A 9,668-nucleotide genomic window follows, 5' to 3' on the forward strand; every position below is an offset into this window, starting at 1 on the left:
TAACCGGCAAATCCAGATAATCCCACTGCTAACACAAGTAATAAGCCGTCTTGCACCCACAACTCGCCGATTGCACCACCAAGACCGATTGCAAGTGCTGCCATTTCCCAACCATCCCGCGGAATGGCGTCATTTTGGATACGGCCCACCTCATGCCAAAAAAGAAGGTTGCGGTGATCGAGAGCTAGTTCATCCCATTTATCCAAATGCAACTGGATTTCCACTTCATCCCTACCAATTTCCTCGAGGCTGATCAAGGGAGGATCTGCGGAAGCGGCTGCTTCGACAAACACCCAACTCTGCATCTCTGGCGGCAGCAGCCCCTTCAGGCGCTGGAGCTCACTCATGAACACAGACGTTCAATAACGTCAGATACAACCCACAGAGTAGCGACCTCTCCGCAACGGACGCTGGTGGGTTGGCCGCCAAGGTGAGATGCTGTGATCGTTTTGCTGTAATCACCGCCCATGCCCCGCCGCACGGATTTGCATCGGATCCTGCTGCTGGGGTCTGGACCCATTGTGATCGGCCAAGCATGCGAATTTGATTATTCCGGAACCCAAGCCTGCAAAGCATTGCGAGCAGAGGGATATGAAGTGGTTTTGGTGAATTCCAATCCGGCTTCAATAATGACGGATCCGGATATGGCGGACAGAACCTATATCGAACCACTAACCCCTGAAGTGGTTACCCAGGTGATCGAAAGGGAACGACCCGATGCGCTCCTACCCACAATGGGAGGACAAACCGCTCTCAATTTGGCGGTGGTACTTGCTGAAAATGGCACGCTTGAACGCTTCGGAGTTGAACTAATCGGCGCAAACCTGGAGGCAATTCGTAAAGCAGAAGACCGCCAATTGTTTAAGCAGGCGATGCAACGAATTGGCGTAGATGTATGTCCTTCGGGAATCGCTACAACTCTTAAGGAGGCATTAATAGTTGGAGAAAGTATTGGCGGTTATCCCCGCATCATTAGACCTGGCTTCACCTTGGGCGGGGCAGGCGGTGGCATTGCTTACAACCTGGAGGAATTTATTGCCATCTGTAAAAGCGGCCTAGAGGCCAGCCCGGTATCTCAAATATTGATTGAACAATCACTGCTGGGATGGAAAGAATTTGAACTTGAAGTAATGCGAGACAGTGCGGATAACGTTGTAATTGTGTGCAGCATTGAAAATATTGATCCGATGGGGGTTCACACAGGAGATTCAATCACCGTTGCCCCAGCTCAAACTCTCACAGATCGGGAATATCAAAGGTTGCGAGATCAATCAATTGCAATTATTAGGGAAATCGGCGTTGATACAGGCGGCAGCAACATCCAATTTGCTATCAATCCAAGCAATGGAGATGTAGTTGTAATTGAAATGAATCCAAGGGTGAGTCGCAGTTCAGCGCTTGCCAGCAAAGCAACGGGCTTCCCGATTGCCAAAATTGCCGCGCGACTGGCTGTTGGTTATCGGCTTGATGAAATTATTAACGACATCACCGAAAAAACACCTGCCTGCTTTGAACCAACCATCGACTATGTAGTAACTAAGGTGCCGCGCTTTGCTTTTGAAAAATTTAGCGGCAGCTCCTCTGTGCTCACCACCTCGATGAAATCTGTTGGGGAAGCGATGGCGATTGGTCGTTGTTTTGAAGAATCCTTTCAAAAAGCCCTGCGCTCCCTTGAAACTGGCCATAGCGGCTGGGGTTGCGACCGGCCAGAAACCAGCCCTAGCCCAAGCGAGCTGGAAAGGGAACTACGCACTCCAACCCCAGAACGTATCTTTTCAGTGCGCAGCGGCTTAAATCAAGGGCGTACTGTGGCTGAAATACATCAGCTAAGTAATATTGATCCCTGGTTTCTGGGTAAACTGGAAGCTCTACTGATTAGTGAGAAACGCCTACTTCAAGGTAAATCATTAGCTCAGCTTAATGCAGATGCTTTATTGGAACTAAAGCAATTGGGTTACAGCGACTGTCAAATCGCCTACGCCACAGGAAGCGATGAACTTAAAGTGCGCAGTAAGCGCCAAGAACTTGGCGTTGATGTTTTATTTAAAACCGTTGACACCTGCGCTGCTGAATTTGCCTCCAGCACCCCTTATCACTATTCAACCTATGAAAGATGCTTGGAGCGATTAAATAGTTCAGGAGAATTGGAAGTATTAGCTCCTAATACTGAGGTGCAACCGGAATCTCGGCGCAAAGTGTTAATTCTTGGCGGCGGCCCCAACCGGATCGGACAAGGGATTGAATTCGACTACTGCTGTTGCCATGCCTCATTTGCGCTGCAGGCGGAAGGATTGGTAACCGTGATGCAAAACAGCAATCCTGAAACCGTTTCCACCGATTACGACAGTAGCGATCGTTTGTATTTTGAACCCCTCACTCTGGAGGATGTGTTGAATGTGATCGAGGCCGAACATCCAGCAGGGGTGATTGTGCAATTTGGCGGCCAAACCCCACTTAAACTCGCCTTACCACTTCTTGCCTGGCTTGAAACTGATGCAGGCAAACTCACTGGCACAGAAATCTGGGGCACTTCTCCGCGAAATATTGACCTAGCAGAGGATCGTGAACAATTTGAAGCTGTATTACGTAGTTTAGAAATACGGCAACCACGAAATGGCATTGCTCGCAGTGAAAAAGAAGCAATAGCAATCGCTGAAAAAATTGGTTATCCGGTGGTGGTACGCCCCAGTTATGTACTTGGTGGCCGTGCGATGGAAGTTGTTTTTGATAGTAAAGAATTAGATCGTTATATGCGCGAAGCCGTGAAGGTGGATCCGAATCAACCAGTTTTGATAGACGAATATCTTGAGAATGCAATAGAGGTAGACATTGATGCTTTATGCGACAACTCAGGCACGGTAGTAATTGGCGGTTTAATGGAACATATCGAACCTGCTGGCATTCATTCTGGAGATTCAGCCTGTTGCCTACCCGCAGTGAGCTTATCTAAAGATTGCTTAGCAACTATAAGAAATTGGAGTATTCAATTAGCCAAACGTTTAGAAGTGCGCGGTTTAATAAATCTTCAGTTTGCCGTTAAAGATCATCAAGTTTTTATAATTGAAGCAAATCCAAGGGCATCAAGAACCGTGCCATTCGTAGCAAAAGCAACCGGGCTGCCGTTAGCGAAAATTGCTAGTCAAATAATGGCTGGGCGTAATTTAAATGAACTTGGCGTAATAAATGAACCCCAACCCCCTTTGCAGGCGGTGAAAGAAGCAGTTTTGCCTTTTCGCCGCTTCCCCGGCGCCGATTCATTGCTGGGGCCTGAGATGCGTTCCACCGGTGAAGTGATGGGAACCGCTACTAGTTTTGGCATGGCCTACGCGAAAGCTGAACTAGGGGCAGGCGAGGTACTACCCACCGCAGGCACTGTTTTTCTTTCCACCCACGACCGGGACAAGCAAGCCTTAGGCGCTGTTGCAAAAGACCTGGCCGCCCAAGGTTTTGCCCTGGTTGCCACCAGTGGCACCGCCCGCCACTTGAGGGCTCAAGGATTAGAAGTGGAAACCGTGCTCAAAGTGCATGAGGGGCGACCCAACGTGGAAGATGCCATCCGCTCCGGCCAAATTCAATTAATCATCAACACCCCTATCGGGCGCCAAGCCACCCACGACGATCGGTATCTACGCAGAGCTGCCCTCGATTATCAAGTGCCCACTGTTACAACACTTGCCGGGGCTAAAGCAGCAGTGGCGGCAGTGGCAGCTCTTCAGGGCCAGAATGAATTACCAATCAACGCCTTGCAAGATTTGCATTGCGACTCGCATCTACCAAGAAACAATGACAATCAGCAGCCCCACAACTAACGCGCCAATTCCTGGCAGCGACTGCACTGCCCTATTCAGGGCCGCCTATGAAAATCGCTACACCTGGGAACCGGACTTCGGTGGCTACAAGGGCCGCTGCATCTGGGAGCAGGGCGACAAGCGCGTTGAGGGCAGCTTTGTAGTGGGAGCCGATCTCAAGGCAAGTGTGGAAGGTATTAGCGACGAAGAGATCCACAAGGCGATGGCTTCCCAGCTCTGGGAAGTAGCGATCCACCGGGTGCGCCGTAGTTTTGAGCAAACCCATGGGTCCAATAGCTTCAGCGCCGGTAACACCGACACAATTGGCACCGAAGTAATCGTTGGTGGAAAAAATACTGGTGATCGTTATCGCATCAAAAATGATGTTGTAACAATGGTTCATCGCCATATTCATGGCACGGTAGTAACTATTTTTACCGAAAGCACCACCGACACTGGAAGCGGTTACTTAAGCCACAAATACACAAGTCAGTATTCCGATCCCACCAGCGGCGAATTAAAAGGCGCCATAAGCCGCTTTAGCGATACTTTTGTGCCGCTTAACAACTCTGACTTATGGGTGTTGGGCGAACGTGTTGTGGCTGGCGATGCCCATGGAGACATCCCAGCCAACGAACAACGTTTCTTATTTGAAAACCTTGAGGTTCTCTAGCTAATTACTTAAACCAAGTCTTTAGATAAGTTAATAATTAGTCAGCCATTGGGCCGATTGTTTTGAGGCGTTCATTTAATTGCAACGCCATCGACTGACGACCCACTGCCAACACCTTCAAGGTGTCTTCATGGAGCCGCAATTGGGCATCAGCAACTTGCATACCACGAACCAATTCCTTTACATCATCGGGCAAGTTATTAAGGTCGTAGCGCTTACCTTCAAACGTGAGTACAGGATTTTCCTGATCGCCGGAGTTAGTCATTGAGGCTTTGATCCTTAGCTTGAGGAGCCCGGTTAATGTACCGGGCCTTGGGGACGCTTAAAGAAAAACATCAACAACGGGCCCACTTGAGCCGTTTCGATGAATTCCCAGCCCTCTTGCCCTAGCAGATTTAGAAAATGTTGTAGCTGGGCCGCTGGATGCTTTGGGAGCGATTGATTTTTTGCATAAAAATCGGGAAATTCTCTTGCGATGAAATCTGGGCTTAGCGCACCCCCCAGCCTTTCGCTGGCAGCTTCCGGAGTGGGGGGCGTTGGCGGAGGTCCATTATCTACATTGATGTGAATAACTCTGTATTCCCAATGCAATGAGGTGCTGGTAGTCATTTTTTACAGACGTCTGTTTAGATTTTTTTAAATATATAAACAGTTTATTGGATTATGGAAGAAAAGATCTAATTAGCTGTCGGTTGCAGAGCTCGCGGTATCGCCCCCCTGCCTGCATTAATTGATCATGGTTTCCTTGTTCAATAATCCGTCCATTTTCTAGAAAAAGGATCCGATCAGCCTCCTGCACAGTTGATAAACGATGGGCGATCACTAGCACGGTGCGGCCAGCCATGGCTTGGGCTAGCCCTTGTTGCACCGCTTCTTCGGCCTCTGCATCAAGGGCGCTGGTGGCCTCATCAAGCAGTAACACCGCTGGATTACCAAGCACCGCTCGAGCAATGGCAATTCGTTGCTTTTGGCCGCCAGAGAAGTTTGTGCCCCGTTCCTCAACCCGAGCTTGGTATCCCCCCGGCAAAGCTTCAATAAATTCAGCTGCGTTGGCTAACTGCGCTGCCCGACGCAGTTCTGCATCGGTGGCGCTCCGGCCAAAACGAATCGCTTCAGCAACAGTGCCTGAAAATAACGTGGTGTTTTGCGGAACTAATGCCACCCCTCGGCGCAATTCCGCCGCTCGCAGCTGGCGCAAATCGATGCCATCAAGCAGCACTTTTCCTTGTTGCGCAACATTGAAACGCAACAGCAAGGAGAAAAGGGTGGTTTTACCTGCTCCAGAGGGGCCCACTAAAGCCACCACCTGGCCCGGTTCAATGCTGAGGCTGAGGTTGTGCAACACCTGAACTTCAGAGCTGTAGCCAAAACTCACTTGCTCCAATACCAAGCGACCCTGGAGCTGAGGAAGCGCTATTGCCCCTGGCACATCGGGGGGTTCAACCGGCTCTTCTTCAATGGCACGCAACCTGCGCAAAGAAGCCTGGCCTTGTTGAAATTCGTTGAAATTTGTTGTGAGATGGGAAATGGGATCGATCAACATCAATAAAGCAGCCACATAGCTGCTAAAACCGGCTCCACTCAGACCCCCAGCACTGATACGGGCAGCACCGATCAGAAGCACCGTGAGGATTCCAGCCGCTTCGATAAAACCCACAACTGGATGCTGTAAAGCCAGCAAGCGCATGGTGCGATATCTGGCTTGGCGATGTAGATCAATTTCCGTTTCAAATCGCTGCTGCAACCAAGGTTCTGCCGCAAATGCCCGCACCAGCGGCAAGCCATTAATCGCCTCCCCCAGCAAGCCGGCTAATTCACTTACCTGCTGCTGACTGCGCTCAGCTGCCCCCATCACGCGAGCACCAAAAACACTCACCAAAAGGGCCACCAAAGGGGCCAACAACAAGGTTGCTAAAGACAGCTTCCAATCCAGGAAAACCATGTAGCCAAACACTGCTACCAGCTGCAGCGCACTTGGTGTGGTGTCTTGGATTGTTTTATAAATAACCTCACCAACGCGATCAGCATCCTCGGTGAGGCGATAGGTGAGATCGCCGGAGGAAAGCTTTTCTAAAACACCAAATTCCAATCTCTGCAGGCGGGCAAACAATTGACGCCGCAAGGCTTGGCTTACCTGTAAAGCAGGGGCGGCCAGCAGTGTGTCTTGGCCGAATTGGGCTAATTTCTGCACAAGAAATAAGGCCAAGGCAACACTAATAACCTGCAAAACACGGCTGAAATCGCCGCTGCCGATTGCCGGGATCAATTGACCTGCCTGAGCTGCCAGCAGGGGCCAACAGGCCACAAATACCAGCATGCAAAGGCCGCCGGCCGCAAGGCGCCCCCTGTGGGGCTGTAGCAAAGGCAGCAACCTGCGGAAGCCTGCCGAAGGGGATGCAACCATTGCCGCAGATTACCCCTCTGGTTTGATGCAATTGGATCAATTCCTTAAATTTCAAGGCCTTGTGGGCACTGGTGGCGAAGCAAAACTGCTAATCCAGCAGGGCTTGGTTCAGGTGAATGATGAAATTGAAAAGCGTCGTTCCCGCCAATTACAGAAAGGCGACAAGATAAATCTCGCCTCAGAGCAATTTATTTTTTCAGGTGAGTCCACCATCTAAGTTGAGCTGCTTGAGAGAGGGATCGCTTGAGTAAGGGATCGCGTCCGGTTGTGATTGCCGGCAACTGGAAAATGCACATGAGTTGCAGTGAGGCGCGAGCCTTTGCAGCGCAGTTTTTACCGCTGGTGGCCGATACCCCCAGAGATCGCAGCATCGTGCTGGCACCGCCTTTTACAGCCCTGGAAACAATGCATCAGGCCCTTGCTGGCAGTGCAGTGCAATTGGCGAGTCAAAACGTTCACTGGGAGGGCAGTGGTGCCTTCACCGGCGAAATTTCAGCGGCGATGCTGTTGGAACACGGAGTTGGTTACACAATTGTTGGCCACAGCGAACCGCGCAAATATTTCAGCGAAAGCGACGAACAAATCAACCACCGGGCGCGTACGGCCCAAGCCGCCGGCTTGATACCAATCCTTTGCGTTGGAGAAAGCGATGAACAACGCAGCAGTGGCGACACCGAAAGGGTGATTCGCCGCCAAGTTGAACAAGGCCTCGATGGCATCAATCCAAACCAACTTGTGGTGGCCTACGAGCCAATCTGGGCTATCGGCACCGGTAAAACCTGTGCCTCTGAGGAGGCAAACCGAGTTTGCGGTTTAATTCGCACCTGGGTGGGCCAGCCAAGCCTCACGGTGCAATACGGAGGATCGGTTAAAGCTGGCAATATCGATGAATTAATGGCGATGTCTGATATCGATGGAGTGTTAGTGGGGGGTGCCTCGCTTGAAGCTGAAGGATTTGCCCGAATTGCCAACTTCATACTGAAATAAAAGATTTGATCCGTACAACCAGGGTGATGGGGGTTTTAAATATCACCCCTGATTCCTTTAGCGATGGGGGGCTTTTTTACGACCCCAGCCGTGCTTTTAAAGCCATGGTTCGCATGGCAAAACAGGGGGCCGCAATAATTGATATCGGCGCCCAAAGCACCCGTCCGGGGGCCATCGAATTAAGCCCTGAGAAGGAATTAGAACGGCTTCTGCCGCTTTTCAGCTTGATCTGCCAAGCCAGACGAGCAGGCGATCTACCCGCTGATTTATTGCTCTCGATAGATACATTTCATGCGCCCGTAGCAGCAGTGGCACTGGCCCACGGGGTGAATTGGGTAAATGATGTGTCTGCAGGCACAGCTGATTCAGCAATGTTGCCCTTAGTAGCAAAAGCAGCTTGCCCCTATGTATTGATGCATCGCCGCGGTAATAGCCAATCAATGGGAGATCTAAATAACTACAACAATGTGGTGCTGGAAGTGGAAGATGAGCTCTTGCAATGCACTGCTGCTGCCATAGCCGCTGGGGTAGAGCCAAGCCAGCTGTGGTGGGACCCAGGCTTGGGCTTCGCCAAAAATAAAGACCAAAATCTCGAATTACTTGATGGCTTACAGCGGTTAGCTGCCCATGGTTATCCGCTGCTGGTAGGGCCGAGCCGAAAGCGTTTTATTGGCGAAATTTTGAATGAAAAAAGAGCTCGTGCCCGTAGCTGGGGAACTGCAGCAGCGGTGTGTAAAGCGATCGCCGCTGGAGCGTCAATGGTGCGGGTGCACGATGTGGCAGCGATGCTGCAAGTTTGCGCCATGGCTGATGCTTTATGGCCCCATTCAGCTAACGCAAGCGTCGCAGACAAATTTCCTCAAAAGCAGGCCTGAGTAAATAGGGATAGTCGCCCACCCAAAGTTTGGCTTGGGGTACCCAGCCATCGGAAAGCCTGGCAATTTTGGAAAAATCAGCCCGTTCAGAGAGCACAAGACAACGAATCGTCATTCCCTTTCGCAAAGTTTTATGGGCCTTATCAAGGGGAAAACGCAACTGCGCCAGGTAACCATCTTCATCCTCAAGTTCAAGGCAAAGCCAGGTACGGCGATTTTCCACTAATTCAAGTCGGCCCTCTTTATCGGTGGTTTCTTGACGCCCTTCTAGTTTTTCCTTGGTGTAGAGATCCTTAATTTGGCCTTCAAACAAGGCCGCCGCCGGATATTTACGTAGCTGGCCATTGCGGCCACCGGCCTGGATGATTGGCCCCCAGAGCACGTAGAGAAGCATCACGAGGCCGAATACGAGCCAAAGGTTGCTCCAGCGGGAGCCGAAGCCCCCCTGGGCTATCAAGAGGGGAATCAGGCCGCCGAGGGTGGATATCAAAACCCGCTGTAACACCAGCTGGGGGCCGCCAGAACAAAAACTAAATTGGGGGCCACTTGCCACCGCAGGGATCAACCTCTGCAGTTCACCTGGCTTTAGGGGAAGAAGCATTCGCTTAGTTTGTCGCGTTAGCGCTTCACAGCAAGCGCTCTAGGCCATAAACCAAACCTGGCAACTGGCGCACCTTGCGGATAGCTAGCAATACACCTGGCATGTAAGCGGCTCGATCAAATGTGTCGTGGCGCAGCACATAGCGCTCCCCAGCCGCCCCAAATTGCACTTCCTGGTGGGCCACCAGCCCCGGCAGGCGAATTGAATGAAGCCGCAAACCGCTTTCTCGCAATCCGCCGCGGCAGCCAGCCAAGCTTTCATGCTCATCAAGTTCAGGGGAATTAAAGCTTTTGCCGAGCTCCTCGAGTAATTCAGCTGTTTTGATGCAGGTGCCGCTTGG

Annotated in this window: 11 protein-coding genes; 5 read left to right on the top strand and 6 right to left on the bottom strand. The window is 51.1% G+C overall.

Annotated elements, in window-relative coordinates:
* Nucleotides 1–347, bottom strand: a 347-nt coding sequence (locus tag AC2JC8_RS05460) for a DUF3318 domain-containing protein (RefSeq protein WP_484594317.1), incomplete at its 3' end; no start/stop codon positions are given.
* A gap of 120 nt (nucleotides 348–467) precedes the next feature.
* Here AC2JC8_RS05460 and carB point away from each other — a divergent pair.
* Together carB and AC2JC8_RS05470 are read left to right on the top strand one after the other, a co-directional pair.
* Nucleotides 468–3,809: a carbamoyl-phosphate synthase large subunit gene (gene carB / locus AC2JC8_RS05465; RefSeq protein ID WP_484594318.1), complete on the top strand. Its 3,342-nt coding sequence runs from the start codon at nucleotides 468–470 to the stop codon at nucleotides 3,807–3,809.
* Nucleotides 3,784–4,461 (top strand): DUF3386 domain-containing protein, encoded by a 678-nt coding sequence (locus AC2JC8_RS05470; RefSeq protein WP_484401346.1) that lies wholly within the window; start codon nucleotides 3,784–3,786, stop codon nucleotides 4,459–4,461. The genes carB and AC2JC8_RS05470 overlap by 26 nt, the downstream gene beginning before the upstream one ends.
* Nucleotides 4,462–4,498: 37 nt before the next feature.
* Here AC2JC8_RS05470 and AC2JC8_RS05475 read toward each other — a convergent pair whose 3' ends face one another.
* From AC2JC8_RS05475 to AC2JC8_RS05485, 3 genes are read right to left on the bottom strand one after another with little or no spacing between them, the layout of a single operon-like run.
* On the bottom strand, nucleotides 4,499–4,726 hold the full coding sequence (locus tag AC2JC8_RS05475) for a DUF6447 family protein (RefSeq protein ID WP_484401345.1): 228 nt from the start codon (nucleotides 4,724–4,726) through the stop codon (nucleotides 4,499–4,501).
* Between the two features lie 32 nt (nucleotides 4,727–4,758).
* Nucleotides 4,759–5,070: a hypothetical protein gene (locus AC2JC8_RS05480; protein ID WP_484401343.1), complete on the bottom strand. Its 312-nt coding sequence runs from the start codon at nucleotides 5,068–5,070 to the stop codon at nucleotides 4,759–4,761.
* A gap of 52 nt (nucleotides 5,071–5,122) precedes the next feature.
* Entirely contained in the window at nucleotides 5,123–6,865 is a 1,743-nt protein-coding gene (locus AC2JC8_RS05485) for an ABC transporter ATP-binding protein (RefSeq protein ID WP_484401342.1), read from the bottom strand.
* 25 nt (nucleotides 6,866–6,890) lie between these two features.
* Here AC2JC8_RS05485 and AC2JC8_RS05490 point away from each other — a divergent pair, with 25 nt between their 5' ends.
* Genes AC2JC8_RS05490 through folP form a run of 3 tightly spaced genes read left to right on the top strand, consistent with a single transcriptional unit; the run spans nucleotide 6,891 to nucleotide 8,727 of the window.
* Nucleotides 6,891–7,082 carry an RNA-binding S4 domain-containing protein gene (locus AC2JC8_RS05490; protein ID WP_484401341.1) on the top strand — a complete coding sequence of 64 codons (192 nt, stop codon included), beginning with the start codon at nucleotides 6,891–6,893 and terminating at the stop codon, nucleotides 7,080–7,082.
* A gap of 26 nt (nucleotides 7,083–7,108) precedes the next feature.
* Nucleotides 7,109–7,852 (top strand): triose-phosphate isomerase, encoded by a 744-nt coding sequence (gene tpiA, locus AC2JC8_RS05495; protein WP_461555421.1) that lies wholly within the window; start codon nucleotides 7,109–7,111, stop codon nucleotides 7,850–7,852.
* 5 nt (nucleotides 7,853–7,857) lie between these two features.
* Nucleotides 7,858–8,727, top strand: a complete 870-nt coding sequence (gene folP / locus AC2JC8_RS05500; RefSeq protein ID WP_484401340.1) for a dihydropteroate synthase — start codon at nucleotides 7,858–7,860, stop codon at nucleotides 8,725–8,727.
* Here the strand turns inward: folP and AC2JC8_RS05505 are convergent.
* Together AC2JC8_RS05505 and AC2JC8_RS05510 are read right to left on the bottom strand one after the other, a co-directional pair.
* A complete protein-coding gene (locus AC2JC8_RS05505) occupies nucleotides 8,684–9,328 on the bottom strand; it encodes a hypothetical protein (RefSeq protein WP_255131034.1) in 645 nt (214 codons plus the stop codon). The two genes, folP and AC2JC8_RS05505, sit on opposite strands and share 44 nt — an antisense overlap.
* 25 nt (nucleotides 9,329–9,353) lie before the next feature.
* Nucleotides 9,354–9,668, bottom strand: a 315-nt coding sequence (locus AC2JC8_RS05510) for a dihydrodipicolinate reductase C-terminal domain-containing protein (RefSeq protein WP_484594319.1), incomplete at its 5' end; no start/stop codon positions are given.

It is taken from the genome of Synechococcus sp., from assembly GCF_982614295.1.

What these genes read in the sequence shown, in the direction of transcription:
- carB (WP_484594318.1), top strand. Translation starts at nt 468, where the DNA reads ATGCCCCGCCGCACGGATTTGCATCGGATCCTGCTGCTGGGGTCTGGA.
- AC2JC8_RS05470 (WP_484401346.1), top strand. Translation starts at nt 3,784, where the DNA reads ATGACAATCAGCAGCCCCACAACTAACGCGCCAATTCCTGGCAGCGAC.
- AC2JC8_RS05475 (WP_484401345.1), bottom strand. Translation starts at nt 4,726, where the DNA reads ATGACTAACTCCGGCGATCAGGAAAATCCTGTACTCACGTTTGAAGGT.
- AC2JC8_RS05480 (WP_484401343.1), bottom strand. Translation starts at nt 5,070, where the DNA reads ATGACTACCAGCACCTCATTGCATTGGGAATACAGAGTTATTCACATC.
- AC2JC8_RS05485 (WP_484401342.1), bottom strand. Translation starts at nt 6,865, where the DNA reads ATGGTTGCATCCCCTTCGGCAGGCTTCCGCAGGTTGCTGCCTTTGCTA.
- AC2JC8_RS05490 (WP_484401341.1), top strand. Translation starts at nt 6,891, where the DNA reads ATGCAATTGGATCAATTCCTTAAATTTCAAGGCCTTGTGGGCACTGGT.
- AC2JC8_RS05505 (WP_255131034.1), bottom strand. Translation starts at nt 9,328, where the DNA reads ATGCTTCTTCCCCTAAAGCCAGGTGAACTGCAGAGGTTGATCCCTGCG.